Raw genomic sequence first — 25,764 nt, forward strand, 5'->3', positions numbered from 1 at the left:
CGGCCGCAGGAAAGCCCGCCCTCAGACGGCCTGCGCGACCGCTTGGTCCCGCGATGCGACGATGGGAAAGAGCTGCGAGAACTTTCCGAGGTCGAACAGTGCCCGAACGTCCTGAGACATGCCGCAGAGGATGAGGCGGGCCCCGCGCGACTCGGCGAGGCGCCTCGCGATCAGCAGCATGCGGAAGCCGGCGCTGCTGATGTAGAGGAGCTGCCCCAGATCGACGACGACGCACGGCGCCCCCGCTTCGAGCAGCCCGTCCAGCCGTGCGCCGAATTCCTTGGCGGTGCTGGAATCGATGCGCCCATGCACTGCCAGGATCCTTGCGCTCCCAGCAGCTTCCTCAACCAGCCTCAGATGCACCGGTCGCGCCCTCCCCGCGCGGGGCTGCCGCCCCGACCTTGATGCGCAGTCGGAGCCGATTGAAGCCTCCCTCGCGCCTGTAGCTAACATCGTCCATCAGGTGGCGCATGAAGAGCAACCCTAGGCCGCCGACCTTGCGGTCATGCAGGGCCTGGCCCAGATCCGGCGCGGTGGGGGAGGCGAGCGGATCGAAGGGAATGCCGTCATCCATCACCTCGGCCCAGACCTCCCCGCCGCAGCAGCCCAGGCTGACGATGATGACGTGCGACCCGCCATCCGGAAAACCATAGGACATCGCATTGGATAGCGCTTCGTCGAGAGCGACGTTCAAGGCGTTGACCAGATTTTCCGGAAGGTCGTTGGCGTTGCCAAACGCCTCGACGAAAGCCGCAACGTCGGCAATCTGGTCCAGCCGGTTCAGGATACGAATTTCCCGTTCCGCGCCGTCCGGCGAAGCTGCCATGCGCGCTTTCCGCCTATGCTCCGGTCAGCGTCCCATGGCGCCTAGCAACGCGCAACTGACATAGTGTATCTCATCGACATCCGAAGCTGCTCAGCCGAGCAGCGATTGTGCCTTTTCGAGATTGGGCGCGACCGGGATCAGGTGGCCCAGTCTCACGTGATCGATCAGCTGTTGCACCTGCACCTGCGGCGAGGAAAGCACCATCCTCCCGCCACGCTGATTTACCAGCTTCGCGGCGCCCAGCAGCATTCGGATACCGAGCGAGCCGCAATACTCCACGCCCGCCAGGTCCACGATCACATCGTGTCCGCCGACTGGCAGGAGCTCCGTGAACCGGCGTTCCATGCGCGATACCGCGGCAGCGTCAAGGAAGCCCGACAGATCGATCCGCCAAACACCTGCCTTGAGTTCCGTAGCCTGCATCGGAATCCCCGAACCCGCATTGTCCGGCCTACGGGACGCGGTGCATCCTTTCAACGTTCGCCGATCGCGCCTGTCAAGCAGGCGCTGAAGAATGACGTTGGAAAGCTCGTGGAGGGATCGATGAAGCCGACCGGCCGCGTCGCATCGTTGGCGGGCCAGGCGGTGCCAGATGGCATGGCCAAGATGGTTCACGCGCGGACAGCCTCGATGCCACAACTCGCCGGGTGCGGGGTGGTGCCGGCACTCCGCTGCACCAGCGTCTCGGTGTTGGCGACGCGCTGGATTCCTGCCTGCCTTGCCACGGCATCCTGCGGGGGACAGACACCGCACGATGCGGGGTGCGTCCGGCAACCCGTGGCGCCGGCCGGGAAACACAAGAGCGTCGCAGTGTTTCAGTTCGAAGGCCCGGTCATGGAAGCGCTTGGCGCCCGCTCCTCGCGGCATCGCGGTCGCGCGGCGTAGCGCCACGTGGCCGAGATCGACCTTACCCTGCAGGATTGCTTGGCTTCGCTTGAAGCGGTCCAGGAGCGTCTGGCCACCTGGCTGCCCAGCCAGGGCGTCACGCTGGCCCAGTCGTATCGGATCAGGATCGTGTTTGAGGAAGTCGCGACCAACATCATGAAGTATGCCCATGCCGACGGCGGGCAGGGACTCCACCGGATCGAGGCTGCGCTCCGCATCCAGGACGGCGCGGCTTTGCTGGTGTTGGAAGATGACGGCGCCGCCTTCGACCCACGCAGCGTGGAGCCGAGGAAGCTGGAGGGGCCGCTCGAGGATCAGGCTCTCGGCGGCCTCGGCCTGCTCATGGTCGGGCGCATTGCGGTCGGGCTCGATTATCGGCGCACGGCGCAGGGCAGGAACCGGGTCGAGATCAGGCTGGCGACCACGGACTGATACCCGGCGCATTATGATGGTCGTGGAAGCACTTGGATGTCCGAGCAGAGTTGCGAACTCGGACCGCCAAGCGCGGGCCGCAGGTCGCGGCTTTCCAACCTGGAGTGGGCCCCAGGAAGAAGACACGGGACGAGGGATGGTTTGTCCGGGGTGCCGGGCTTTCGAAGGATGGAAGCCGATGGCGAGCACCGATCCCACAGCGTCGAGTTCAAGCGTCGGGTGGCGCAGGAGGACCTGGGCGGGGAGGCCCTGCACGGGCTCACGCGCCACCGGCAGCCTTCGCGGAAGCGGTGCACGATGCCGGCGATCATCCGCCGTTCGTCCACGCGCCGCGCCTACGTCAATCGGGTACAGACTCGAGGGTTCGGCCGGGTTGCGGAAGATCAATGTCGGCGATGGCCGGCGGGTCCAGCATTTCCGATAGCGGCGGCGCTTGAGTCGGGCGGGCTGCGCCAGGATTGTGCCCGTCGGCAGCGCCCGGCACCGGGCTCGACCCGAGTGGACGCGAAACGTTGAGGAGATGGCATTGAGCAGCCGGGACGAGGTTGCTGCCCTGGTGGGGTTGTCGCGCCGCGACGCCGCGCCGGGCATGTCCGCCAGCAGCGAGCATGTGCTGCAGGAGCGCGGCTTCGATTTGGTCGCCGCGCTGTTCGGTACGCCGCATGCCGCGCCCGGCGCGCTGCCCGACGCAGCGCTGGCGATGCTGATGCACGGGATGATCCTGGATTTCGTCGCGCACCGACTGCCTGGCCCGGGCAGCGAGGTGCTGGGGCAGGAGGTCCGCTTTGCCATGGACCCCGCGGTCGGCGACAAGGTCGTCGTCTCCGGCACGCTGGCCTCCCGCCCTGCCGAGGATACGGCGCAGATCGTGCTGAGCGTGGACTGCGCCCGCGGCCGGCTGGCCGAAGGCAGCGTGCTGGTGCGCCTGCCCGCGGAGCCCGTCACGCTGCGGCCCGAAGCACGGCCCGACATCATTCTGCACAGCCATCGCCAACTCGACCGGCTGATGGAAGGCGCCGCACACGCGCCGGCCGTGACCGCCGCGGTCGCCTGGCCCTGCGACCGCGACAGCCTGCTCGGGCCGTTGCAGGCGATGCGCGAGGGCGGGCTGAGACCCATCCTTGTCGGCCCTCGCGCGGAGATCGAGAAGGCCGCCGCGGCCGCCGGCGTCTCGATCGACGGCGCGGAACTGCGGGAGGCGGCGACGCCGGTCGAGGCCGCGATGGAAGCGGTGAAGCTCTGCAGGGACGGCGCGGCGGACGCCCTGATGAAGGGCAGCCTGCACACCGACGAGCTGATGGGCGCGGTGGTCTCGCGCGAGGGCGGGCTGCGCACGGCGCGCCGCATCAGCCATGTCTTCGCGATGGACGTGCCGTCCTATCCGAAGGCGCTGTTCGTCACCGACGCCGCGATCAACATCGCGCCCGACCTGATGACCAAGGTGGACATCGTGCAGAACGCGGTGGACATGCTGCGGGCGTTGGGGAATCCGCGGCCCAAGGTGGCGATCCTGTCGGCGGTGGAGACGGTGAACCCCAAGATCCCCGGCACGCTGGACGCCGCGCTGCTCTGCAAGATGGCCGATCGGGGCCAGATCACCGGCGCGCTGCTCGACGGGCCGCTGGCCTTCGACAACGCGATCAGCCGCGCCGCGGCGCGGATCAAGAAGATCGTCTCGCCGGTCGCGGGCGACGCCGACATCCTGATGGTGCCCGATCTCGAAGCCGGCAACATGCTGGCCAAGCAGCTGAGCTACCTCGCCAATGCGGACAGTGCGGGCATCGTGCTGGGCGCGAAGGTGCCGATCATCCTGACCAGCCGCGCCGACACGGTCGCCTCGCGCCTCGCCTCGATCGCGCTGGCGCGGCTGCTGGCCGCTGCGAAGGCCAGGCCGGCATGAGCCAGGACCTGATCGGCGTGGTCAATGCCGGCTCCTCCTCGCTGAAGTTCTCGGTCTATGCGGGCGACGAATGCCTGCTGAACGGCCAGGTGGACGGCATCGGCGTGCGGCCGGCGGCAAAGGCGAAGACCGGCGCGGGCGAGGCGCTGCCGCCGCCCGACCTCTCGGCAATGCCGCCGACGACGCCGGGCGAGGCGCTGGTCGCGTTGCTGCCCTGGCTGCAGGACTGGCTTGCAGGGCGGACGCTCGCCGCGATCGGCCATCGCGTCGTGCATGGCGGCCCCAAATACGCCGCGCCCGCGCGCGTGACGCCGGCGCTGATCGAGGAGCTGGAGGCCTTCGTCCCGCTCGCGCCGCTGCACCAACCACACAACCTCTCGCCGATCCGCACGGCGCTGGAACGCAACCCCGGCCTGCCGCAGGTCGCCTGCTTCGACACCGCCTTCCACCGCAGCATCCCCGAGGTCGCGCAGCTCTTCGCCCTGCCCTACGAGATGGCCGAGCGCGGCATCCGCCGCTACGGCTTCCACGGCCTGTCCTACGAATACATCGCCTCCGTGCTGCCGCGTGCAGCGCCGGAGATCGCGGGCGGGCGCGTGGTGGTGGCGCATCTCGGCAATGGCGCGTCGCTCTGCGCGCTGCGGGCAGGGCGCAGCATGGCGACGACGATGGGATTCTCGGCGCTGGACGGCCTGCCGATGGGCACGCGCTGCGGCCAGCTCGACCCGGCCGTCGTGCTGCACCTGATGACGACGGAAGGGATGGACGCGAAGGCCGTGGAGGGGGTGCTCTACCGGCAATCCGGCATGCTGGGGCTGTCGGGGATCTCGTCCGACTTCCGCGACCTGCTGGAGAGCGACGCACCGCGCGCCCGCCTGGCCATCGAGGTCTTCGTCCACCAGGTCGCGCGCAATGTCGCCTCGCTCGCCGGCGCGATGGGTGGCCTCGACGGGCTCGTCTTCACCGCCGGCGTCGGCGAGAACGCGGTGGCGATCCGGGACGCCGTCTGCCGCGCCTGCGCCTGGATGGGCGTCGAGCTCGACGAGGCTGCGAATGCCGCGCGCGGTCCGCGCATCACGACGCGGCGCAGCCGCGTCGCGGCGTATGTCATCCCGACCGACGAGAACCTGATGATCGCCCGCCATACGCGGGCGCTGGTCGCGTAAGGAGTTGCCATGACCGATCCAAGCCGCCTGCCGCCCGTGCTCGCCGGCAAGAAGGCGCTGGTCGTCGGCGTCGCGAACGAGCACTCCATCGCCTGGGGCTGCGCCGCGGCGATGCGCAAGGCTGGGGCGGACATCGCCATGACCTACCTGAACGAGCGCGCAAGGCCGCATGTCGAGCCGCTGGCGAAGCGGCTGGAGGCCTCGCTCCTCCTGCCGCTGGAAGTGCGCGACGCCGCGCAGGTGGATGCGGTGTTCGATGCCATCGGCAAGGCCTGGGGTGGGCTCGATATCCTCGTCCATTCCATCGCCTTCGCGCCGAAGGAAGCGCTGCAGGGCCGCGTGGTGGACTGCCCCCGCGAGGGCTTCCTCACCGCGATGGACGTCTCCTGCTGGTCCTTCCTCGACCTCGCGCGGCGGGCGGAGGCGCTGATGGCGGGCGGCGGCACGATGCTGACCATGTCCTATCTCGGCGCGAACGAGGTCGTGGAGAACTACGGCATCATGGGGCCGGTGAAGGCCGCGCTGGAATCCGCCGTGCGCTACGTCGCGACGGAGCTCGGCCCGAAGGGCATCCGCGTGCATGCGGTGAGCCCCGGGCCGCTGGCGACCCGCGCGGCTTCCGGCATCAAGGATTTCGACGAGCTGATGGCGCAGGTCTCCTCCCGCGCGCCGGCACGCCGCCTGGTGACGATCGAGGAGGTCGGCGCGGCCTGCGTCTTCCTCGCCTCCGACTACGGCGCCGCGATGACGGGCGAGACGCTCTACATCGACGGTGGCTACCACATCCTGGCCTAGAGCAGATCGCGTTCAGATCGACTCATCTGAACGCGTGAAGATGCCCTAGAAACAAAGGCTAGAGCCTGCGGAGTGAGCACGAGCGAACGCAGCATGCTCTGGACACACGGCACGACCGAAGGGGACAAGACCATGAGCATCTTCGGCAAGACCTTCAGCGCCGATGCGGTGCGCGACCTCATCCGGTCCAGGAAGGAAGCGCAGGCCGCCGAGGAACGCGCCTATGAGGCCGCGCAGCGGGCCGAGCGCGAGAAGCTGAAGGCGTCCTTCCAGGAGCGCGAGGTGCAGCCCGAGGCGCTGGACCGCATCGCGGCCCTTGTCGCGAAGCAGGTCGAGCGCGGCGAGAAGCAGGCGCTGGTGCTGCAGTTCCCGTCCGACTGGCTGCCGGACCAGGGCCGCGCGGTCACCAATCACGACCCGGATTGGCACCGCAACCTCGAAGGCTTTCCCAAGCGCGCCTACGCCTATTTCGAGAAGGAACTGGCGCCGCGCGGCTTCCAGCTGCGCGCGGAGATCCTGGATTGGCCGGGCGGCATGCCCGGCGATGTCGGCTTCGTCCTGACCTGGAAGCGGCCGGACGAGGACTGAGCCCACACGCCGGCGAAACGCCGACGATATGCCTGGCGTCGCAGCCGCGACCGGACGGCGCGGGCGACGGATGTTGATGCCGACAAGCGGAGGACCCGCGATGACCGCGCCAGCCGAAATGTTCCCCTGGGTGTCCTACACGCTCGATGCCTGGCAGCGCTCCCTGCTGTTCCTCGACGTGCTGCGGCAGCGTGGCAACGCCTTCCTGGAGCGGGAGGACGACCCGATGCGGCATGTCCTCAGCTTCGACTTCGACCTGGTGCTGGACGGCCGCGACCTGCCGAAGCCCGTGAACTACTGGATGGCGCGCATGCGCCCGCCGGCCTCGGCGCCCGCGCCCGATCCGCGCAAGCGGCCTTTCATCGTCATCGATCCGCGTGCCGGCCACGGGCCCGGCATCGGCGGCTTCAAGGCCGACAGCGAAATCGGCGTCGCGATGCAGGCGGGGCACCCCTGCTACTTCGTCGGCTTCCGCCCCGATCCCGAACCGGGCCAGACGATCGAGGACGTGGTGCGCGCCATCATCGCCTTCGCCGAGGAGGTCGGCCGCCGCCACCCGGAAGCCGAGGGCAAGCCGGTGGCGATCGGCAACTGCCAGGCCGGCTGGTCGCTGCTGATGTCGGCGGCGATCCGGCCGGAAGCCTTCGGGCCGCTGCTGGTCGCGGGCTCGCCGGTTTCCACCTGGGCCGGCGTGGAGGGCAAGGCACCGATGCGCTACCTCGGCGGGCTGCTCGGCGGGTCCTGGCTCACGGCGATGACCGGCGACCTGGGCGCCGGCAGGTTCGACGGCGCCTGGCTGGTGTCGAACTTCGAATCCGGCAATCCCGCCAATACCTACTGGACCAAGCAGTACGAGGTCTGGGCCGACGTGGACCGCGCCGCGGACCGCTATCTCGGCTTCGAGAAATGGTGGGGCGGCCACGTGACGCTGAACGCAGCCGAGATGCAGTTCATCGTGGACCAGCTCTTCATCGGCAACCGGCTGGCCAGCGGGGAGCTCACCTTCTCCGACGGCACGCGGGTGGATCTGCGCAACATCGCCTCGCCGATCATCGTGTTCTGCTCGGAAGGCGACGACATCACGCCGCCGGCGCAGGCGCTGTCCTGGGTGAGCGACCTCTACAAGGACATCGACGACCTGCGCACGCACGGCCAGACCATCGTCTATTCCGTGCATGGCAGCATCGGCCATCTCGGCATCTTCGTCTCGGGCGGCGTGGCGAAGAAGGAGCACAACGAGTTCGCCACCAACATGGACATGATCGACGTGCTGCCGCCCGGTCTCTACGAGGCGGTGCTGCAGGAGTCGAAGGGCGTGGCGGGGGAGGAGCTCGTCGGCGGCGACTGGCTGGTGGGCTTCGAGTCACGAGACCTGCGCGACCTCGCCGCGCATGGCGGTACCAGCGCCGAGGATGAGAAGCGCTTCGCCGCCGCGCGCCGCGTGTCGGAGGCGAACCTGGCGCTCTACCGCACGGTCGTCCAGCCCGCGCTGCGCGCCGTCGCGACGCCGCCGGTGGCGGCGACGCTGGCGCAGCTGCACCCGGCGCGACTGTCCTACACCGTGTTCTCCGACCGCAATCCCTGGATGGCCTGGGTGCGCATGGGCGCGGAGATGGTGCGCGCGAACCGCCAGCCGGTGGACCCCGGCAACCCCGGCCGGGTCGCCGAGAAGGCGGTGTCGGATGCCATCGAGCAGGCGCTGGTCGCCTATGGGCAGCAGCGCGACGCCGCCACCGAGCGGCTGTTCCAGGCGATCTACGATTCGCCCGTGACGCAGGCGCTGACCGGCGTGGCGGGGGCCACCATCCCGCCGCGGCCGCGTCCGGGCGAGACGCCGGACCACCGCCGCTTCGTCGCCCTCGCGGTCGAGCGGCTGCGGGCCAGCATGGCCGAAGGCGGCATGCACGAGGCGCTGTTGCGCGCGCTCGTCTGGGTACGCCTGCCGGCCAAGCGCGCCGACGAACGCTCCTTCACCATCATCCGGCGGATCCGCCAGGCCTATGGCCGCGAGACCATCGGCCTGCAGGACTTCAAGCGCATCATCCGCCAGCAATTCTTCATGCTGCTGGTGGACGAGGCGCAGGCGCTCGCCGCGCTGCCGCGGCTGCTGCCGGCCGATCCCGAGAAGCGCGCCGAGGCCTTCACGCTGATCCGCTCCGTGGTGGAGGCGACAGGCGAGATCCCGCAGCCCGAGGCGGAGCGGCTGGCAGTCGTCGAACGCATCTTCCTGGGCGCGCCCGAACCGGGAGGCGCCGGAGGCAAGGTGCGCCGGCTTCGGGCGCCCGGGTCTGCCGCGGCATGAGCGCGGGCGTCATGCGGCCGGGCGGGCTCGCCTGGCCGACGCCACGGTGGGATGAGAGATGACGAAGAAGGACAGGGCCGACCGTGCGAAGGCCGCTGGAGCACGCGGGGGGCAGGGCCGTGCCGCGGCTGCCGGCACGGCCCGCCGCCGCAGACCGCGTCGGTCCGTGACCGCCAGGCGGCGGGTACTGCGCTGGCGAAGCGGGCGCCGCTGAAGGCATTGTCGGCATGGCGCGCAGCCCTGCGCAAGGACGACCCGATGACCTGCTGATCGAGAGCAGCAAGGGCCGCATCGAGCACCTCGTGCCGATCCGCTACGGGCGCATGCTGGCCAATCCCTTCGCCTTCTATCGCGGATCGGCCTGCGTGATGGCGGCCGACCTGGCGCGCACGCCCGCATCCGGCGTGATGCTGCAGGCCTGCGGCGACTGCCATGCCGTCAATTTCGGCGGCTTCGCCACGCCGGAGCGCCGCATCGTCTTCGACATCAACGACTTCGACGAGACGTCCTGGGCGCCCTGGGAATGGGACGTGAAGCGCCTGGCGGCGAGCTTCGTGCTGCTCGGCCGCTACCGCAACTTCTCGCGCGAGGACGGGCGCGTAATGTCGCAGCCGTAGCGCCTGCCCATCTCGGCCAGGTCCGCCAGTGCGCGCATCTGCTCGGCGAGCTCCTCGCGCGTGCGGATCACCTCCTCGGACGGCCACATGTCGTTCACCTGCGCGCGCTCCTCGCGCTTGGCGGCGATCAGGCGGTCGGTGCCGTAGAGCGCGACGCGGCGGTCGTCACCGATGATGCGCCCGCGGCCATAGGAGTCGGGAAGGCCCGTGATGATGCCGGACTTCCGGCAGCGCATGATCTCCGGCGTGCAGGCGTCGAAGACACCGTCATTGTGCGTCTTGCGGTATTTCGTGAAGGCCTCGTGGACCGCGGCATCGGCCGGGAAGCCGGCGGCCTTCAGCCCGGACTCCACCATCCGGAGCCCACCGGCGGGGAATATCGCACGCTTGAAGGGCTTGTCGGTCTGCAGGCCGACGATCACCTCGTTGTCGCGATCGATCCAGCCGGGTACGTGGGCGAGCACGGTGGAGGGCGTCGCCGCATCGACGTCGAGCACGCCCTTCTTCTGTTCGTCGCGGAAGCAGGGCTGCAGCGCCTCCCAGACCTTCAGCGTGCGGGCCGTCGGCCCCGCCAGGAAACGGTCGTCGCCGTCATAGGGGATGAGGTTGCGGACGATGAAGTCGCGAACGTCGATCGCCCGCTGCCAGCGGCCGCCTTCGAAGCCGCGCCAGCCGCGCACCGACGCCAGATCGCCGGCCATCAGATTCGACCCGTCCATCGTGCCTGCCTCCCAACCCGCTGCGCCGTCCGATCGGATCGCGGCCGCTGCTGCAGCCGGTGTCGCGCGACGGGCTCCGGCGCGAGCGACGTGACGATTTCGGCCTGCCCGGCCTCGGTCATCGCAGCGCGCTGCCCCGCCGCGGCCCAAGGCGAGGTCGGAACCGCGCTGCGTGTGGCAAATAAGTCGCATTCGTCGCGCCGGCCGGGCTTCCGTGCCTGTTCCTAGCCCTGACGGTCTGGCAAAGTCTGGTTACTAATGATGATAATGAGAGTCATTCGCATCACGGAAATGACTCAATGCAGCAGACCAGATCACTTCGTGCCCTGTCCCCGGCCGCCTTCGGCGCAAGTGTCGCCATGGCGATGATGGGCGGGGCCTCGGCCCCGTCGCTTGCCCAGGGCACGCCCGAGGCCGCCCCGGCCGCGGCCAGCGAGGCGATCAGCCTGCCGCAGATCGATGTCGGCAGCACGGTGCCGACCAGCCCGGCGAACCCGCTGCGCGGCACCACCGGTCTTGGCCGGCTGCAGGGTCCGATCCAGGACATCCCGCAGAGCGTCGCCGTCGTGCCGCGGGAGGTGCTGCAGCAGCAGAACACGACCACGCTGGAACAGGCGCTGCGCAACATCCCCGGCATCACCTCCACCGTCGGAGAGGGCGGCGGCGGCGTGCAGGGCGACCAGCTGCGCATCCGCGGCTTCAATGCGCAGAACGACATCTTCTCGGATGGCCTGCGCGACTTCGGCTCCTATTCGCGCGACACCTTCGACACCGAGGACGTCGCGGTGTTCTTCGGCCCCTCCGGCATCACCTTCGGCGCGGGCTCGGTCGGCGGCGCCGTCAACCTCAACAGCCGCATGCCCTTCCTCGGCAGCCTGACCGCCGGCGAGGCCTCCGGCGGCAGCGGGTCCTTCTTCCGCGGCACGGCCGATGTGAACCGCCAGATCGGCGAGTCCTCCGCGGTGCGGCTCAACGTGATGGGGCAGACCCGCAGCAACATCGTGGAGCGCGACCATCAGGACGGCACGCGCTTCGGCTTCGCGCCTTCGGTCGCCTTCGGGCTCGGCACCAATGTGAAGCTGACCCTGCAATACCTGTACTACGAGTATGACCAGACCACCGACACCGGCGTGCCGACCATCACCAACCCGACCACCGGCCAGATCGTCGTGCCGACGGAGGCCGGGCTGCGCCGCGCCAACTGGTACGGCTCGATGAACGACCGCGACAAGGTGACGCTGAACCGTGTCACCGCACGGGCGGAATGGAATGCCACGGACTGGCTGACGTTCTACAACGACACGCGCGCGAGTTTCCTCGACCGCGACTTCGCCTACACGATCCTGAGCTGCACCGCGGCCTGCGCGACGAACTTCTTCCGTGGGTCCAGCTTCCCCGCGAACTATACGGTCAGCGGCGCGAGCGGACCCTATTCGCAGAGCACGATGGGTCTGCAGAACATCACAACGGGCGTCGCGCGCTTCACCACCGGATCGTTGCGGCACGAGCTGACCGCCGGCCTCGACGCCTGGTACGAGAGCACCGATCGGGACAACCTGATGTACAGCCCCGCGCGGCCCGGCGGCAATCTTTGGAATCCCGTGCAGGCCTTCGAGTATTTCCCGACGGTGCCCTCCACCGCCGCCAGCGCCACGCGCAACATCGACACGACCACCGTGGCGCTGTTCGCAAGCGACCGCATCTGGTTCACGCCGGAGATCTCGCTGCTCGCCGGCTTGCGCTGGAGCAGCTTCCAGACCGACTACACCGCCTATGGCCCGGGCACGCCGGTGACCAGCCTGAACTCCACCACCACCGCGGTGGATCCGCGCGCGGCGCTGATCTACGAGCCGAACCCGAATCTCAGCTTCTACGCTTCCTACAGCACCTCCTCCTCGCCGCCGGGCAACAACTTCGCGGTGCTGCCGGGCCAGGCGAACTTCAACAACACGCAGCTCGATCCCGAGCGGAACACGATCTACGAGCTCGGCGCCAAGTGGACGGTGCTGGAACAGCGGCTCGGCCTCACCGCCTCGCTGTTCCGCATCGAGAAGGACAATGCGCGCACGACGGATCCGCTGACCGGGAGCACGGTCGCCACCGGCGACAAGCAGCAGAACCAGGGGCTGGAACTCGGGGCGGTCGGGCGCATCACGCCGCAATGGCTCGTCAGCGCGCGCTACACCTACATGGACAGCGAGATCACCGAGGCCGGCACCGTCGCGAGTGCCGCCCTGGTCGGCAACCAGGTACAGTTCGTGCCGCGCAACGCGCTGGCACTGTGGACGACCTACGACCTGTTCCCGGACCAGCGCTACAACCTGACCGTCGGCGGCGGCGTCACCTATCGCAGCTCGGTCTACCTCAACAACCAGAACACCGCGGAGGTGCCGGACAACTTCTCCCTCGATGCGATGGTGTCGCATCGCATCGGGCCGAACTGGCGGGCGCAGTTCAACATCTACAACATCACCAACGAGCTGAACTACGACATGCTGTTCACCAACCGCGTCGTGCCCTCGCCTGGGCGCAGCTTCGTGCTGTCGCTCTCCGGCACCTTCTGAACGGACGTCATCCTGAGGAGCACGGACATGCTCGTGCACATTCCCGGCGTGTTGTCGCCGGACGAGGTGGAACGCTGCCGGCGTACCCTCGCGGCGGCGGAGTGGGTGGACGGCAAGGTCACGGCCGGTGCGCAATCGGCCAAGGCCAAGCACAATCTCCAGGTGCCGGAGACATCGGCGCAGGGCCGCGAGCTCGGCGACATTATCCTGCGCGCGCTCGGGCGCAGTCCGCTGTTCAATTCGGCCGTGCTGCCGCTGCGCGTCTTCCCGCCGCTGTTCAACCGCTATGACGTGGGCATGACCTTCCACACCCATGTGGACAACGCCATCCGTGCCGCCGCGGGCGGCGCACGCATCCGCACCGATGTCTCGACCACGCTCTTCATCTCCGCGCCGGAGGATTACGACGGCGGCGAGTTGGTGATCGAGGACACCTATGGCACGCAGTCCGTGAAGCTGCCGGCGGGCGATGCGGTGATCTATCCGGCCACCAGCCTGCACAGCGTCAACCCGATCACGCGCGGCAGCCGCTGGGCCTCCTTCTTCTGGACGCAGTCCATGGTGAAGGACGACGGAAGGCGGCGGCTGCTGTTCGAGATGGACATGGCCATCGTCCAGCTCCGCCAGACGCTGCCGGACGACCATCCGGGCGTGCTCGGCGTGACCGCGACCTACCACAACCTCATGCGCCAATGGTGCGACCTGTAGGGCCTCAATAGACGTCGCGGCGGTAGCGCCCTGCCGCCGCGAGCGCCTCGAGCGCCTCCGCGCCGAGGATATCCTGCAACGCCGCATGCACGCCGGGCGCCATGCCTTCCAGGCTGCCGCAGACCATGATCACCGCGCCCTCCGCCACCCAGGCGCGCAGCTCGTCGCCCGCCGCGCGCAGCGCATCCTGCACATGGCGCCGTGGCGCCTCCCGCGAGACGGCCAGGTCGAGCCTTGCCAGATGGCCATCGGCGAGCATCGCCTCGATCTCCGCACCGCAGAGGAAGTCCTGCGCGCGGCTGCGCTCACCGAACAGCAGCCAGTTGCGCCGGCGACCGGCCCGTTGGCGCGCGCGCAGATGCGCGCGCAGGCCGGCCATGCCCGTGCCGTTGCCGATCAGGACCATCGGCCGGTCCTCCTCCGGCGCGCGAAAGCCGCGATTGGCGCGAAGCCGCAAGGCGACCTGGTCGCCAAGCTGCAGTTGCGCCGTGAGCAGGCCGGAGCCGCGGCCGAGCGTGCCGTCCGCACGCCGCACCTGCCGCACAAGCAGGTCGATGCGCCCATCCTCGGGGATCGAGGCGATGGAATAGTCGCGCCGCTGAAGACCATCGCCCGCGCCGTGAATCTCCAGCACGGCGATGTCGCCGGCATGCCAGTGCGCAGCGTGCCGGACTGGCTCGAAGGCAAGGCGGAACACCGGTGCGCCGAGGCCCTCGGGGTTCAGCGCCTCGCGCTCGACGAGCCGCCATGGTGCGGCCGTGTCCTGCTCGGCCACACGGAACTCCGCCGCGCCTTCGGCGAGGGCAGCAATCTCTCGCTGCCAGCGCTGCAGCGCGTCTTCCGACCCGTCATCCATCTCGATGCGCGGGAACAGCGGCCTGGCGCCCCGTGCGCGCAGCCACGCATCCAGTGCCCGGCCGAAGCCGCAGAAATGGGCGTAGCTGCGGTCTCCAAGTGCCAGCAGCCCGTATTCCAGCCCGTGCAGCCTCGCCTCCGCGCGCATCACCTTGCGCACGAAGCGCGCCGCGCTGTCCGGCGCATCGCCTTCGCCGCTGGTGCTGACCAGGAACAGCGCGCGCCGCGTCGCCGCCAGCGTGCCGGCATCCAGCGTATCGAGCGCGCCGAGCCGCACCGGCACCGCCGCCGCGCCCAGCGCCGCGGCGGTGCGCTGCGCCAGTTCCTCGGCGAAGCCGGTCTGGCTGGCGTGGACGACCAGCAGCGGCGCACCCTCGTCCCGCGTTGCAGCCGGCGGCCGACGCCGCGCCCCGCGCCATGCGATCGCGCCGCAGAAGGCGGCATAGCCCAGCAGCACCGCGGCAGCGGCGGCCATGCGTTCTGTCTCCGGCAACATGCTGCGACGGCGGCCTCAGTCCAGCATCGCCGCAAGCGCGGGCGAGACATGTTCGCTGCGGCCCCCGGATCCGTCGCGCAGCACGAGCAGCGCGGCGATGCCGCGGTGCCGTGCATGATCCAGCGCCTTCGCCGGGCCCATCACGGCGAATGCCGTGGCGAGCGCATCGGCCTGCATGCAGGAAGGATGCAGCACGGTGATGGCGGCGATGCCGTTGTCGATCGGCTGCCCGCTGAGCGGATCCAGCGTGTGGCCATAAAGCCGGCCGGCATGATGGAAGCAGCGGCGATATTCGCCGGAACTGGCCATCGCCAGCCCGTGCAGCGCGACCACGAAGGGCGGCGACGCGTCGCGCGGGCCGGGCGGTGACTCGATGCCGACCCACCAGGGCGATCCATCCGGCTTCACGCCATGGCCGCGCAGCTCCCCGCCGATCTCCACGAGGCAGTCGCGCACGCCGGCCGCCAGCAGCCATTCCGCGACGAGATCCACTGCGAAGCCCTTCGCAATGCCGCTGAGATCGAGCGCCAGGCCGCCTGGCTGCCACGCCTCGCCGGTCGCCGCATCGAAGCCGATGCGCCGCCACCCCGCGCAGGCGCGGGCTGCCGCGATGCGCGTTTCCGGCGGCGGGCCCTCCGTCTCGGCCGGCTGCGCGCCGAACCCCCAGAGGTCCACCAGCGCGCCGAGTGTCGGGTCGAAGGCGCCGTCCGTAGCTGCGGCAGTCTCCAGCGCGCAGGCCAGCACGCGGCGGAAGCCTTCCGGCAGCCGCAGCGACGCGCCGGCGGGCAGGCGGTTGAAGCGGTAGAGATCGGAATCCGCGCGCCAGCCGCTCATCTCCGCCGTCACGCGTTCCAGTTGCGCCACGATGCCGGCGCGCAGGCGCGCGGGATCAATGGTGGTCGCGCACCGCACCGACCAGGTCGTGCCCATGGTCGCGCCCTGCAACTGCCGCAGGGGCAGGCCGCGCGGTGGCACGGGCGGCGCGAAGCCCGTGGGTATGAGGACCTGGTTCACGCCGGGACCGTCGCGCGCGTCAGGGCAGCACTTCCAGGGTCGCGACGTAGCTGGCGTTGCGCTGCACGTTCGGCAGGCCCGAATTGGCGTCCCGCACCGAGGCGTTGAGCCAGTACATGCCGGGGCCCGTCCAGTTGACGGCGAAGCTGCCGTCTTCCGCCGTGCGCAGCTTCATCTCGCCAAGCTGGTCGCGATACCGGTTGCCGCCGGGCACCACGCTGACCTCCACGCCCGCGGCCGGCTTGCCGTCGAGCAGCAGGCGGAATTGGGCGGGCTCGGCGGCGACGAGGTCGTTGGGGTGTGTGATCGGCACCATCTCCAGCCCCTCGTTCAGCGGCTGCAACACGCGGTCGGTCGGCGCGCCGCGCGTGGCGAAGAACTCCACGCGGCGCTGGCCGAGCGTGACGCGCAGCGCCTCGGCGCCGGCCGGCACCTCGCGCGCGAAGGCCTCGCGCGTGCCGCGCCAGCGGCGCTGCTGGCCGTTCTGGCGCCAGCTTGCGAACATCGACTCGCCGGCCACGGCGATGCGCCAGGTGCCGGGCGCGTTAAGCCGGACGTCGAAGGTGCTGCGGTAGCGGCCGCGTGCCTGGTTCTCCGCCTGCGCCGCGGAGCCGTCCGGCGCCATGATGGTCAGGCCATCCAGCGGCATCGGGAAGTGCTCGAAATAGAACAGGTCGTTGGACACTGCGGCATCCACCGTCACCCAGGGATCGTCGCCCGAGAGGATCGTGGCCGAGGGAAGCAGCCATGACCGGTGCGCCTCGGCGGCGACGGGCATGGCGAGGAGCGCGACGAGGGCAAGTCGCCGGAGGATCGGGAGCGTCATCGGCACCTCCTGTTGGTCACGGCTTGATCTGCAGGGAGACGGCGCCGAGCTCGTGGCTGCCCTGTGCGGTGCCGGATTGCTCGGCCGCGGGCGGCCACTGGAACGGCACGCGCAGCAACTCGCGGCCACCCACTTCGCGCGCCGCTTCGACGACCAGGTTGTACTGCCCCGGCGCAAGGCCGGAGAGCGCGGCGCCGTCGACGCGCAGCGCGTGACGACCCGGCGCGCGCGTTGCGCCGGAGACGCCGTCGAGCGGCATCTGCAGGCTGCGGCCGGTGCGGCGCCACCACTGCCGCATGTCCTTCAGCCACTTCTCGCCTTCGTTGTTTCGCAGAGCCATGTCGTACCAGACGGCGAGGTTGGCGACGGCCTGCTGGTCCGGCCGCTCCACCCAGATCGCGACGTAGGGGCGATGGTATTCGGCGACGGAGAGGCGCGGGATCTCCACCGTCACCGTCACCTCGGGCGCGGCCTTCGCCGCGAGCGGCGCGGCTGCCAATCCGATCAGGGCCAGGGGGAAGGCGATGCGCATGCGATGTCCCGGTCAGTGGATGAAGAGGATCGCCAGCACGAGCGGCACGACGAGGCCGAGCCCGACCAGCGGCCAGGTTGCCGGCCGCGTGCGCGCGTGGATCTGCAGCAGCACCAGGCCGGTGATGCAGAAGACCATGCAGGCGACGGCGAAGAGGTCGAGGAACCAGCTCCAGGCAAGCCCGGTGTGGCGGCCCTTGTGGAGATCGTTGAGGTAGGAGATCCAACCGCGCGTGGTGACCTCATGCGTCGCCAGGCCGGTGTCGCGCTCGATGGAAACCCAGGCATCGCCGCCGGGCCGCGGCAGCGCCAGGTAGATCTCATCCGCCGACCATTCGGCGAGCCGGTCGCCGGCGCTGATGCCGAGGTTCGCGCCGAGCCAGTCGCGCAGGTCGCGCGGCAGCGCGCGCTTCTCCTCGCGGCTCGTTTCGGGCAGGGCGTCCAGCAGCGCCGGCGGCAGCGTGGCGGTGCGCGTCACTACGCTCGGCGCGGCCTCGATGTCGGCGGCGTGGTTCAGCGTGATGCCGGTGGCGGCGAACAGCAGCATGCCGACCAGGCTGATTGCCGCGCTGATCCAGTGCCAGCGATGCAGGTGCTTCAGCCAGAAGGCACGGCTGCCGCGCGATGCCAGGCGCGCCGCATCCGGCGCCTGCGCGGCATCGCGTGTCGCGGGAAGCGGGCGGGCGTCATCACGGATCAGGGCGGAGCGGATCATCGCAGCGCGAACCGCACCGGCACGACCAGGACGATCGGATCGCCCGGCAGGTCGCCAGGCGGCGGCGGCAGCGGCGAGGCGCGGCGCACCATCTGGCCCACTGCCTCGTCCAGGTCCTGGTCGCCCGAACTGCGCTCGATCCGCCAGGATGTCACGGTGCCGTCGCGGCGCATCGCGAAGTGCAGCAGCGCGACGCCTTCGACACGCCGCATGCGCGCCGACATCGGATAGGCCTTGTGCCGTTCCAGCGCCGCGAGCAGCGCGCCGACATAGTTCGGCGACGGCCGCCGCGCGACCGGCGCGGGCGCCGGCGCCGCGGGAGCGGATGCTGCCGGTGCGGCGGCGCCGGAAGGCGCCGCGGGGGCCGGGCGCGGGGGCTGCGCTGCACGGATCGCAGGGCGCGGCGGCGTCGGTCGGGGCGGTGCAGGGGCGGGTGGTGGCGGTGGCGGCAAGGCGGCGGTCACCTGCTCCTCCGGCTGCGCGGCGGTCATCAGTTCCGGCTCTTCGCTGACCACGGCATCCGGCGGTGGCGGCTCGGCCTGCACGGGTTCGGGCGCGGCGCTTCGGGTGACGTCCGGCGGCGTGATGGCCTGCGCCACCTGGTCGTGCGGCGTGACCGTCTCGGCCTGTTCGGGCGGCGGCGTCTCGGTGCGCTCGGGTGGCGCCTCGGCTGCCTGCAGCGGTTCGGGCGGCGGCGCTTCCGCGGCCTGCACCGGCTCCGCCGCCGCCTGGGTCACCGGCTCCGCCACGGCGTCCGCCTCGGTCTGGTCGGGCGCCGCGGCGTCCATGGCGGTGGCCATCTCGACGCCCTCGATCACGATGGGCGGCGGATCCCTGTCGAAGGTCACGACCAGGGCGGCGACCGCCCCGGCATGCAGCGCCGCCGCAAGGCCCGCCGCCAGGCCCCATCGCGGCGCGGCGCGCGGCGGCACCACGCGCGGCGGCACGGCGCGTCGGCGCAGGTCGAAGGTGCTGCCATCGGGCATGGGCGTCAGCGGGCCTGCACGGCCGGCGCGCCGGGATCGCCCTCCGCGATGAGGGACACGCGGCCGACGCCGGCTGCGCTGACCCGGCCCATCACGCGCATCACCTCGCCATAGGTCACGCTGCGGTCGCCGCGCACATAGACCGGCGCGTCGTTCGCCTCCGCCTCGCGCAGCGCGACGATGCGCGCGCCGAGTTCGGCTTCGGCCACCTCCTCCTGCCGCAGGAACACCTTGCCCTCGCGGCTGATGCTGACCACCACCGGCGGCGCGGTCTGCGCGATGCGCGCGGCGGAGGTGCGCGGCAGCTGCACGGGCACGCCCACCATCATCATCGGCGCTGCCACCATGAAGACGATCAGCAGCACGAGCATCACATCCACCAGCGGCGTGACGTTGATCTCCGCCATCGGGGCGGCGTCCTCGTCCTCGGCGTCATTGCCCGCCGTGCCGGTCGAAAAGGCCATGACGCTACTCCGCCGCGCGGAGCGGGTGGCGGCCCTCGCCGACCGCGGTCGGGAAGCTCGCGCGCGACAGGCGGTGCGCCAGCTCCGTGGTGGCGCCAAGGGCGTCCTGCCGGACGGCGGCAAGGGAAACCGCGAAGCGATTGTAGGCGACGACGGCGGGGATCGCCGCGACAAGGCCGATGGCGGTGGCGAACAATGCTTCCGCGATGCCGGGCGCGACGACGGCGAGGCTGGTGTCGTTGCTCGCGGCGATGCCGGAGAAGCTGTTCATGATGCCCCAGACGGTGCCGAACAGCCCGACGAAGGGCGCCACTGCGCCGGTGGTGGCCAGCAGCTGAAGTCCGGAGGAGGAGGATTTCAGCGTGCCGACCACCGCCTTGCGCATCGCGCCGTCGAGGCGGCCGCGATACTCGCCATCGGTCTCCTTGCCCCCTTGGCCGATGCGCCATTCGGGGATGCCCGCCCGCAGCGCCGCGGCGCCGAGATCGGCGCGGTCCGGCAGCGTGGCGGGAATGCGCTCGCCGCTCGCCAGGGCCGCGAGGTCGCGCGCCTCGCGCCGCAGGCGTCGCAGCGTCGCCAGCTTCTCGATGATCACCGTCCAGCAGGCGATGGAGGCCAGCAGCAAGGCCAGCATCACGCCCTTGACGACTGGATCGGCCATCAGGAAGAGCGCGAGCGGGGAAAGGTCGTGCGCGGCCGGCGCGGGCAGGTCGTTGGTCAGGGGCGGCATGGCGGGTGCCTTACTTGTTGAAGGCGACGTCGGCGGCGCGGGAGCCGGGGGCGATGCGATCCACGCAGCGCGCGCGGTCGGCGGGCTCCGCGCCGCCGCAGGCGAGCACGTCGTTGAGCAGGACCTGGCCGATCTCGTCGCAGCGCAGGCCCGCGACGTCGAAGATGCGCACGGCGGTGCGCGCCGCCGGCAACGGCCCGACATCCACGGCGAGACGGCGCAGGATGACCGCGTCCTTGCCGAACAGCACGAGGTCGAGGCGCAGCGGGTCGAGCGCCTCCGCGGCGTTGTTGGCCACGAACCACACGCGGCATGCGCCGTTGTCGCGCGGCTCCAGGCGGTTCAGCTCAAGCCGCAGCGGCGTCGCCTCCTGCGCCAAAGCGGGGGAGATGGTCAGCCCGATGCCGGCCAGGGCGGCGAAGGCAGCACGGGCGAGTGACGATGCGGCCTGCCGACGCTGGGGGAGGGGATAACTGCCGAGCATGGGGAGGACTTAAACGCAAGTGCGAGTCATTTGCAAAGACGGATGCGCGCAATATGTCCGGATTGTAATGCGACGGCGCGCGGCTCAAGCCTCTCGGTACGCCAGGATTTCCGTGCGCTGACAGGCCGTTGAGCCATGCCTGGCGCTATAAGGCGACGCCTTGTGCACGACTGCGATTGCGAGCCATTTGCGATTAGGTGTATCGCAGGGCCTCTCGCCCAAGCCTGTCGGCCCTACGGCCCGCCGGAGGCCGCAGGGCCGGCGCAGCGCCCGCAGCACATCCAGGAGCACCCGCGATGCCTACCCGCCGCCTTCTCCTCGTCAGCAGCTTCGGGATCGCCGCCCGGCCCGCCTTCGCGCAGGCGGTCCCGGCGAAGCGCGCGGTGCTCACGACCTACGCCGATATTGCCGCGGCGATGTACGCGGACGCTCTCGCCGGCGCCCGCGCGCTGCAGGCGGCTATCGCGGCGCTGGTGGAACAGCCCTCGGAGCAGACGCTCACCGCCGCGCGGCAGGCCTGGGTTGCCGCGCGCGTGCCGTATCAGCAGACCGAGGTCTACCGCTTCGGCAACCCGATCGTGGACGCGTGGGAAGGACGGGTGAACGCCTGGCCGCTCGACGAGGGGCTGATCGACTACGTGGACAGCAGCCGCTACGGCGACAGCAGCGACGAGAACCCGCTCTTCACCGCCAACATCATCGCGTCCCGCGAGATCACGCATGCCGGCGAGACCATCGACGTCACCGCCATCACGCCGGAGGTGCTCTCCCGCCTGCACGAGATCGGCGGCGTCGAATCCAATGTCGCCATCGGCTGGCATGCGATCGAGTTCCTGCTCTGGGGCCAGGACCTGAACGGCACGGGGCCGGGCGCGGGGAACCGGCCGCACACCGACTACGTGCGCGGCCTGGACAACACCGGTGGGAATCCGGAACGGCGCGCCGCTTATCTCACCACCGTCGCGGCGATGCTGGTGGCGGAGCTGGAGACGATGGTCGCCAACTGGGGCCGCGACGGCGCCGCACGGCGCGCGCTGACCGCGCGCGGCACCGATGCGGGGCTGGCGATGATGCTGACGGGGCTCGGCAGCCTCTCCTATGGCGAACTCGCCGGCGAGCGGATGAAGCTCGGCCTGCTGCTGCACGACCCGGAGGAGGAGCATGACTGCTTCTCCGACAACACGCACAACAGCCATTTCCACAACGTGGTCGGCATGCGCGCGGTCTATCTCGGGGCGTATCGCCGCACGGATGGCAGCGTAGTGCGCGGGCCGTCGCTCTCCGACTTCGTGCGCGCCAATGTCCCGGCGCTGGACCGCGAGATGCGGCAGCGGCTGGAAGCGACGCTCGCCGCGTTCCAGGCCATGAAGACGCATGCCGAAGGCGGCGAGGCCTATGACCAGATGCTCGGCGAGGACAACACGGCCGGCAATGCGCTGGTGCAGGCGGCGATCGACCGGCTGCTGGAGCAGACCCGCACCATCGAGCGCATCGTCGGCGCGCTGAGGCTGCAGGTGAGCTTCGAAGGATCGGACAGCCTGGACAATCCCGGTGCGGTGCGCCGATAGCGCCATGCGCCTCGGAGCGACGATCGCGCTGGCCCTGCTGCTGGCGGGCGCGGTGCATGCGGATGGCGGTCCCGACCCGTCCGAACTGCGCCCGGGCGGCGCGGCGACGGTGCGCAACACCGGCGATGCGCGCGCCTTCTCCCAGCCCTCGGCGAACCTGCCGCTCGACCGGCTGCTCGACTTCCGCGTCGGCGATGGCGTGTTCCGAAAGCTCTGGGTCTCGGCGCCATCCTCCACCACCAGCTCCGACGGGCTCGGGCCGCTCTACAACGCGCGCGGCTGCCAGTCCTGCCATCTGCGCGACGGGCGCGGGCGCCCGCCGGAGCCGGGCGAGCCGGCCTCCTCGCTGCTGATTCGGCTTTCGGTGCCGCATGACCGGCCGCGCCCGGCCGCGCCGGCGCCGGACTGGCTGCCGGGCACCCCCGATCAGACCTATGGCCTGCAATTGCAGACCTTCGGCATCGCCGGCCATCCCGCCGAAGGCCGCGTGGTGGTGGACTGGACGGATGACGCGGTGCCGCTGGCCGGCGGCGAGGCGGCGCATCTGCGTCGCCCCGCCTGGCGCATCCTGGATTGGGGCTATGGCGCGCCGGGGCCGGGCCTGATGATCTCGCCGCGCGTCGCGCCGCCGATGATCGGCCTCGGCCTGCTCGAGGCGATTCCGGAGGCCGACATCGCGGCAGGCGCCGATCCCGAGGATCGCGATGGCGACGGCATCTCCGGCCGTGCCGCGCGGGTGTGGAGCGCGCATCGCGGGGCGCCGGCGCTCGGCCGCTTCGGCTGGAAGGCGCAGGCCCCGACGATGGAGGATCAGGTGGCGGACGCCTTCGCCGCCGATATGGGCCTCTCCACGCGCATCAATCCCGCGCCGCATGGCGACTGCACCGCGGCCCAGGCAGGCTGCCGTGCCGCGCCTGCGGGTGCGGCGGCAGGCGAGACGGAAGTGGACCCGCGGCTGTTCGATCTCGTGAGCTTCTACGCGCGCAATCTCGGCGTGCCCGCCCGCACCGAACCGGGCGCCGAGGCGCTGCGCGGACGGGCGATCTTCCACGCCATCGGCTGCGCCGCCTGCCACCGGCCGAGCTTTGTCACCGGCGCGATCCCCGATCGCCCGGAGCATTCCGGCCAGCGGATCTGGCCCTATACCGACATGCTGCTGCACGACATGGGCGAGGACCTGGCCGATAGTCGTCCGGAAGGGGCGGCGGATGGCCGCGAGTGGCGCACGCCGCCGCTCTGGGGCCTGGGCCACACCCAGCGCGTCAGCGGGCATACGCAACTGCTGCATGATGGCCGCGCGCGCTCCGTCCTCGAGGCGATCCTCTGGCATGGCGGCGAGGCGAAGACGGCGCGCGACCATGTCGTCGGGCTCGCGCCGGAGGATCGCGCGGCGCTGATCGCCTTCCTGGAGAGCCTGTGATGCCGGGCCGCCGCGCGCTGCTTGCCGCCCTGCTGTCGGCCCCCTTCGGCGCCGAGGCGCAGACCGCGAGCGAGGCGCAACGCACCGCGATCCGCCGCGCCGTGGCGGAGCACATCCTGCCGCGCCATCGCGCCTTCGCCGCCGCGGCGCAGCGCTTCGAGCAGGCGACGGCCGCGCTGGACGCCGGCCCCGATGCCACGAAGGCCGAGGCGGCGCGCACCGCGTGGATCGAGGCCGCACTGGCGTTCCAGGGCGTGCGCAGCCTGCGCTTCGGCCCGATGGACGCCTTTGACCGCGGTTACCGACTCGCCTTCTTTCCGGACCCGCGCAACGTCATCGGCCGCGAGATGGCGGATCTGCTGCGAAGCGACGATCCCGCCGCGCTGAGCCCCGAAGCCTTCGCGCGCGGCCGCGTCGGCGCGCAGGGCCTCCCGGCGGCCGAGCGCCTGCTGTTCGGCAACGACGCGCAGCGTCTGCTGGCGTCGGATGGCGCGGCGCGGCGGCGGCTTTTGGCGGCCATCGGGCGCAATGTCGGGTCGATCGGCGTCGATCTGCTCGACGCCTGGACGCAGGCCGATCCGCCCTATGGGCGGGTGCTGGAAGGCATGCAAGGCGGCGTGTTCCGCGATCCGCAGGACGGGCTGGTCGTTCTGCTGAAGAGCCTGCATGGCGGGCTGGAGTTCCTGGCGGAGCGGCAGGTCGCGCGGCCACTCGGCGCTTCGCTGCGGGAAGCCGCGCCGCCGCGCGCGGAGGCCTGGCGCAGCGGGCAGTCGCTCGCGATGGTGCAGGCCGAGCTGGCGGCGCTGGCGGAGCTGTGGCGCAGCGCCTTCGCACCCATGCTTCCGCCCAGGGCCGCCGCGCTGGCGCGCGAGGTCGCCACAGGCTTCGCCACGGCGGGATCGGCGGCGGCGCGCATCGCGCCCTCGCTCGAGGTCGCGGTGACGCAACCGCAAGGCCGCGCCGCGGTGGAGGATCTGCTGCGCGCGCTCGGCACGCTGCGGCGATTGCTGACCGAGCGGGTCGCGCCGGCGCTCGACCTGCCGGTGGGGTTCAATTCGATGGATGGCGATTGATGCGTGGATCCGGAATCCCGCGCCGTGCCGCGCTCGCGCTGCCGGCGATCCTGCTGCACCGTCCGGCGCGCGCGGGGGCGCGGGCCTTTCTCTCCGCAGCGACAGACCATGCCGGCGCCTGGCGTGCCGCCGCCTTCACGCTGGAGGGCGCGCCGCGCTTCGAGCTGCCGCTGCCGGCGCGCGGCCATGGCGCGGCGCTGTCGCCCGATGGCGAGAGCGCCGTGGTCTTCGCCCGCCGGCCCGGCCGCTTCGCGCTGGTGCTGGACCCGGCGGAGGGCCGGTTGCGCCGCACGATCGTCCCCGCCACGGAGCGCTGGTTCTGCGGGCATGGCGCCTTCTCCGCCGATGGCAGGACGCTGTATGCGACGGAGATGGACGCCGCGGGCGAGGGCCTGGTCGGCGTCTATGCCGCGAAGGGCGGCTTCGCGCGTATCGGCGAGTTCCCGACCGGCGGCGCGGATCCGCACGACATTCGCCTCGCGGCCGACGGTCAGTCGCTCTGGGTCGCCAATGGCGGCATCCGCAGCGATCCGCGGGTCCCCCGCGCGAGGCTGGAACTGGAGGCGATCGAGAGCAGCCTCGTGCTGCTGGATGCCGCGCGCGGCGCCGTGCTGGCCAGGCTGCGCCTGCCGGAGGAGGAGGGCGACCTGTCGCTGCGCCACCTGGCCCTCGGGGCCGGGGGCGAGGTCGTCGTGGCGATGCAGCATGAAGGGCCGCGCTGGGAAACGCAGCGGCTGGTGGCGCGTGCGGACCCGGATGGCGTCGGCAGCATCGACATGGCGGACGGCGTGCTGCGCGGTCTGGATCACTACACCGGCAGCGCGGCCGCAAGCCTGGATGGCGCGATGGTCGCGGTGACGAGCCCGCGCGGCGGCCGCGGCGTGATCCTGGATGCGGCGACGGGCCGCGTGCGTGCCGGCTTTGCGCTGGCCGACGGATGTGGCGTGGCGCCTTCGCCGTCGGGCTTCGTGGTCACATCCGGCCTCGGCGGCGCTGCGTTGGTGCAGGCTGACGGGACGCAACGCGACCTGGAGGCAGCCTGGCTGCTACGCCGGCGCTGGGACAATCACCTCCTCGCATTGTAGGCACGCGGCGCCGGG

26 protein-coding genes are annotated in these 25,764 nt (G+C 70.9%); 13 read left to right on the plus strand and 13 right to left on the minus strand.

All coding sequences use genetic code 11. The features are described from left to right. Nucleotides 1-21: 21 nt before the first annotated feature. The 3 genes from E4T13_RS00195 to E4T13_RS00205 all read right to left on the minus strand — a co-directional run bounded on the left by E4T13_RS00195 (nt 22) and on the right by E4T13_RS00205 (nt 1,441). Nucleotides 22-363, minus strand: coding sequence for an STAS domain-containing protein (locus E4T13_RS00195; RefSeq protein ID WP_170984714.1), 342 nt, complete (start codon nt 361-363; stop codon nt 22-24). Continuing rightward, nucleotides 344-826, minus strand: a complete 483-nt coding sequence (locus E4T13_RS00200) for an ATP-binding protein (protein WP_137176255.1) — start codon at nt 824-826, stop codon at nt 344-346. Before E4T13_RS00200 ends, E4T13_RS00195 begins: the two co-directional genes overlap by 20 nt. Before the next feature lie 90 nt (nt 827-916). Then, entirely contained in the window at nt 917-1,441 is a 525-nt protein-coding gene (locus E4T13_RS00205; protein ID WP_170984715.1) for an STAS domain-containing protein, read from the minus strand. A gap of 276 nt (nt 1,442-1,717) precedes the next feature. On the opposite strand from E4T13_RS00205, the gene E4T13_RS00210 reads away from it, so the two are divergent. The 7 genes from E4T13_RS00210 (at nt 1,718) to E4T13_RS00245 (ending at nt 9,511) form a co-directional block, all read left to right on the plus strand. After that, a complete protein-coding gene (locus tag E4T13_RS00210) occupies nt 1,718-2,143 on the plus strand; it encodes an ATP-binding protein (RefSeq protein WP_137176257.1) in 426 nt (141 codons plus the stop codon). Nucleotides 2,144-2,663: 520 nt separating this feature from the next. Continuing rightward, nucleotides 2,664-4,043 (plus strand): bifunctional enoyl-CoA hydratase/phosphate acetyltransferase, encoded by a 1,380-nt coding sequence (locus tag E4T13_RS00220; RefSeq protein ID WP_137176259.1) that lies wholly within the window; start codon nt 2,664-2,666, stop codon nt 4,041-4,043. After that, nucleotides 4,040-5,209: an acetate/propionate family kinase gene (locus tag E4T13_RS00225; RefSeq protein ID WP_137176260.1), complete on the plus strand. Its 1,170-nt coding sequence runs from the start codon at nt 4,040-4,042 to the stop codon at nt 5,207-5,209. The genes E4T13_RS00220 and E4T13_RS00225 overlap by 4 nt, the downstream gene beginning before the upstream one ends. A gap of 9 nt (nt 5,210-5,218) precedes the next feature. Further along, nucleotides 5,219-6,004: an enoyl-ACP reductase FabI gene (fabI, locus tag E4T13_RS00230; protein ID WP_137176261.1), complete on the plus strand. Its 786-nt coding sequence runs from the start codon at nt 5,219-5,221 to the stop codon at nt 6,002-6,004. Between the two features lie 132 nt (nt 6,005-6,136). Then, nucleotides 6,137-6,592 carry a hypothetical protein gene (locus E4T13_RS00235; protein WP_137176262.1) on the plus strand — a complete coding sequence of 152 codons (456 nt, stop codon included), beginning with the start codon at nt 6,137-6,139 and terminating at the stop codon, nt 6,590-6,592. Between the two features lie 100 nt (nt 6,593-6,692). Beyond that, nucleotides 6,693-8,894 (plus strand): DUF3141 domain-containing protein, encoded by a 2,202-nt coding sequence (locus E4T13_RS00240; RefSeq protein ID WP_170984717.1) that lies wholly within the window; start codon nt 6,693-6,695, stop codon nt 8,892-8,894. A gap of 227 nt (nt 8,895-9,121) precedes the next feature. Next, complete coding sequence (locus E4T13_RS00245; protein WP_170984718.1) at nt 9,122-9,511, plus strand: DUF2252 family protein; 390 nt, start codon at nt 9,122-9,124, stop codon at nt 9,509-9,511. Here E4T13_RS00245 and E4T13_RS00250 read toward each other — a convergent pair. Next, nucleotides 9,463-10,230: a pyruvate formate lyase family protein gene (locus E4T13_RS00250; protein ID WP_206030044.1), complete on the minus strand. Its 768-nt coding sequence runs from the start codon at nt 10,228-10,230 to the stop codon at nt 9,463-9,465. The genes E4T13_RS00245 and E4T13_RS00250 overlap by 49 nt on opposite strands. Before the next feature lie 299 nt (nt 10,231-10,529). Here E4T13_RS00250 and E4T13_RS00255 point away from each other — a divergent pair, with 299 nt between their 5' ends. Together E4T13_RS00255 and E4T13_RS00260 are read left to right on the plus strand one after the other, a co-directional pair. Continuing rightward, nucleotides 10,530-12,794 (plus strand): TonB-dependent siderophore receptor, encoded by a 2,265-nt coding sequence (locus E4T13_RS00255; RefSeq protein WP_137176264.1) that lies wholly within the window; start codon nt 10,530-10,532, stop codon nt 12,792-12,794. 27 nt (nt 12,795-12,821) lie between these two features. Then, nucleotides 12,822-13,502, plus strand: a complete 681-nt coding sequence (locus E4T13_RS00260) for a Fe2+-dependent dioxygenase (RefSeq protein ID WP_137176265.1) — start codon at nt 12,822-12,824, stop codon at nt 13,500-13,502. A 4-nt stretch (nt 13,503-13,506) separates the two neighbouring features. On the opposite strand, the gene E4T13_RS00265 is transcribed toward E4T13_RS00260, so the two are convergent. Genes E4T13_RS00265 through E4T13_RS00305 form a run of 9 tightly spaced genes read right to left on the minus strand, consistent with a single transcriptional unit; the run spans nt 13,507 to nt 20,603 of the window. Continuing rightward, nucleotides 13,507-14,832 carry a sulfite reductase subunit alpha gene (locus E4T13_RS00265; RefSeq protein ID WP_206030045.1) on the minus strand — a complete coding sequence of 442 codons (1,326 nt, stop codon included), beginning with the start codon at nt 14,830-14,832 and terminating at the stop codon, nt 13,507-13,509. A gap of 36 nt (nt 14,833-14,868) precedes the next feature. Continuing rightward, the gene (locus E4T13_RS00270; RefSeq protein WP_206030046.1) at nt 14,869-15,867 is read right to left on the minus strand and encodes an FAD:protein FMN transferase; all 999 of its coding nucleotides are present in this window, start codon (nt 15,865-15,867) and stop codon (nt 14,869-14,871) included. Between the two features lie 19 nt (nt 15,868-15,886). Beyond that, on the minus strand, nt 15,887-16,693 hold the full coding sequence (locus E4T13_RS00275; protein ID WP_206030047.1) for a DUF4198 domain-containing protein: 807 nt from the start codon (nt 16,691-16,693) through the stop codon (nt 15,887-15,889). 16 nt (nt 16,694-16,709) lie between these two features. Then, complete coding sequence (locus tag E4T13_RS00280) at nt 16,710-17,225, minus strand: DUF2271 domain-containing protein (RefSeq protein WP_137176267.1); 516 nt, start codon at nt 17,223-17,225, stop codon at nt 16,710-16,712. A 12-nt stretch (nt 17,226-17,237) separates the two neighbouring features. Continuing rightward, entirely contained in the window at nt 17,238-17,939 is a 702-nt protein-coding gene (locus E4T13_RS00285; protein ID WP_137176268.1) for a PepSY-associated TM helix domain-containing protein, read from the minus strand. Beyond that, nucleotides 17,936-18,925, minus strand: a complete 990-nt coding sequence (locus E4T13_RS00290; RefSeq protein WP_137176269.1) for an energy transducer TonB — start codon at nt 18,923-18,925, stop codon at nt 17,936-17,938. Before E4T13_RS00290 ends, E4T13_RS00285 begins: the two co-directional genes overlap by 4 nt. A gap of 5 nt (nt 18,926-18,930) precedes the next feature. After that, nucleotides 18,931-19,389, minus strand: coding sequence for a protein TolR (gene tolR / locus E4T13_RS00295; RefSeq protein ID WP_137176270.1), 459 nt, complete (start codon nt 19,387-19,389; stop codon nt 18,931-18,933). Between the two features lie 4 nt (nt 19,390-19,393). Further along, entirely contained in the window at nt 19,394-20,119 is a 726-nt protein-coding gene (locus E4T13_RS00300) for a MotA/TolQ/ExbB proton channel family protein (RefSeq protein WP_137176271.1), read from the minus strand. Nucleotides 20,120-20,129: 10 nt separating this feature from the next. Beyond that, the gene (locus tag E4T13_RS00305) at nt 20,130-20,603 is read right to left on the minus strand and encodes a Tat pathway signal protein (RefSeq protein ID WP_240790932.1); all 474 of its coding nucleotides are present in this window, start codon (nt 20,601-20,603) and stop codon (nt 20,130-20,132) included. 296 nt (nt 20,604-20,899) lie between these two features. Between E4T13_RS00305 and E4T13_RS00310 the strand changes: the two genes are divergently transcribed. From E4T13_RS00310 to E4T13_RS00325, 4 genes are read left to right on the plus strand one after another with little or no spacing between them, the layout of a single operon-like run. Next, nucleotides 20,900-22,171: an imelysin family protein gene (locus tag E4T13_RS00310; RefSeq protein ID WP_137176272.1), complete on the plus strand. Its 1,272-nt coding sequence runs from the start codon at nt 20,900-20,902 to the stop codon at nt 22,169-22,171. Between the two features lie 4 nt (nt 22,172-22,175). Next, nucleotides 22,176-23,591: a di-heme oxidoredictase family protein gene (locus E4T13_RS00315; protein ID WP_137176273.1), complete on the plus strand. Its 1,416-nt coding sequence runs from the start codon at nt 22,176-22,178 to the stop codon at nt 23,589-23,591. After that, nucleotides 23,591-24,664 (plus strand): imelysin family protein, encoded by a 1,074-nt coding sequence (locus tag E4T13_RS00320; protein ID WP_137176274.1) that lies wholly within the window; start codon nt 23,591-23,593, stop codon nt 24,662-24,664. Before E4T13_RS00315 ends, E4T13_RS00320 begins: the two co-directional genes overlap by 1 nt. Beyond that, entirely contained in the window at nt 24,664-25,749 is a 1,086-nt protein-coding gene (locus E4T13_RS00325; RefSeq protein ID WP_137176275.1) for a DUF1513 domain-containing protein, read from the plus strand. The genes E4T13_RS00320 and E4T13_RS00325 overlap by 1 nt, the downstream gene beginning before the upstream one ends. Nucleotides 25,750-25,764 lie beyond the last annotated feature (15 nt).

Origin of the sequence: Roseomonas sp. AR75, assembly GCF_005222815.1 — a bacterium.
GTDB lineage: Bacteria > Pseudomonadota > Alphaproteobacteria > Acetobacterales > Acetobacteraceae > Falsiroseomonas.

Coding starts and splice junctions, on each gene's coding strand:
- E4T13_RS00200 (WP_137176255.1), bottom strand. CDS start 826: ATGGCAGCTTCGCCGGACGGCGCGGAACGGGAAATTCGTATCCTGAAC.
- E4T13_RS00220 (WP_137176259.1), top strand. CDS start 2,664: ATGGCATTGAGCAGCCGGGACGAGGTTGCTGCCCTGGTGGGGTTGTCG.
- E4T13_RS00225 (WP_137176260.1), top strand. CDS start 4,040: ATGAGCCAGGACCTGATCGGCGTGGTCAATGCCGGCTCCTCCTCGCTG.
- fabI (WP_137176261.1), top strand. CDS start 5,219: ATGACCGATCCAAGCCGCCTGCCGCCCGTGCTCGCCGGCAAGAAGGCG.
- E4T13_RS00235 (WP_137176262.1), top strand. CDS start 6,137: ATGAGCATCTTCGGCAAGACCTTCAGCGCCGATGCGGTGCGCGACCTC.
- E4T13_RS00240 (WP_170984717.1), top strand. CDS start 6,693: ATGACCGCGCCAGCCGAAATGTTCCCCTGGGTGTCCTACACGCTCGAT.
- E4T13_RS00245 (WP_170984718.1), top strand. CDS start 9,122: ATGGCGCGCAGCCCTGCGCAAGGACGACCCGATGACCTGCTGATCGAG.
- E4T13_RS00250 (WP_206030044.1), bottom strand. CDS start 10,230: ATGGACGGGTCGAATCTGATGGCCGGCGATCTGGCGTCGGTGCGCGGC.
- E4T13_RS00255 (WP_137176264.1), top strand. CDS start 10,530: ATGCAGCAGACCAGATCACTTCGTGCCCTGTCCCCGGCCGCCTTCGGC.
- E4T13_RS00260 (WP_137176265.1), top strand. CDS start 12,822: ATGCTCGTGCACATTCCCGGCGTGTTGTCGCCGGACGAGGTGGAACGC.
- E4T13_RS00265 (WP_206030045.1), bottom strand. CDS start 14,832: ATGGCCGCCGCTGCCGCGGTGCTGCTGGGCTATGCCGCCTTCTGCGGC.
- E4T13_RS00275 (WP_206030047.1), bottom strand. CDS start 16,693: ATGACGCTCCCGATCCTCCGGCGACTTGCCCTCGTCGCGCTCCTCGCC.
- E4T13_RS00280 (WP_137176267.1), bottom strand. CDS start 17,225: ATGCGCATCGCCTTCCCCCTGGCCCTGATCGGATTGGCAGCCGCGCCG.
- E4T13_RS00285 (WP_137176268.1), bottom strand. CDS start 17,939: ATGATCCGCTCCGCCCTGATCCGTGATGACGCCCGCCCGCTTCCCGCG.
- E4T13_RS00290 (WP_137176269.1), bottom strand. CDS start 18,925: ATGCCCGATGGCAGCACCTTCGACCTGCGCCGACGCGCCGTGCCGCCG.
- tolR (WP_137176270.1), bottom strand. CDS start 19,389: ATGGCCTTTTCGACCGGCACGGCGGGCAATGACGCCGAGGACGAGGAC.
- E4T13_RS00300 (WP_137176271.1), bottom strand. CDS start 20,119: ATGCCGCCCCTGACCAACGACCTGCCCGCGCCGGCCGCGCACGACCTT.
- E4T13_RS00305 (WP_240790932.1), bottom strand. CDS start 20,603: ATGCTCGGCAGTTATCCCCTCCCCCAGCGTCGGCAGGCCGCATCGTCA.
- E4T13_RS00310 (WP_137176272.1), top strand. CDS start 20,900: ATGCCTACCCGCCGCCTTCTCCTCGTCAGCAGCTTCGGGATCGCCGCC.
- E4T13_RS00315 (WP_137176273.1), top strand. CDS start 22,176: ATGCGCCTCGGAGCGACGATCGCGCTGGCCCTGCTGCTGGCGGGCGCG.
- E4T13_RS00320 (WP_137176274.1), top strand. CDS start 23,591: ATGCCGGGCCGCCGCGCGCTGCTTGCCGCCCTGCTGTCGGCCCCCTTC.
- E4T13_RS00325 (WP_137176275.1), top strand. CDS start 24,664: ATGCGTGGATCCGGAATCCCGCGCCGTGCCGCGCTCGCGCTGCCGGCG.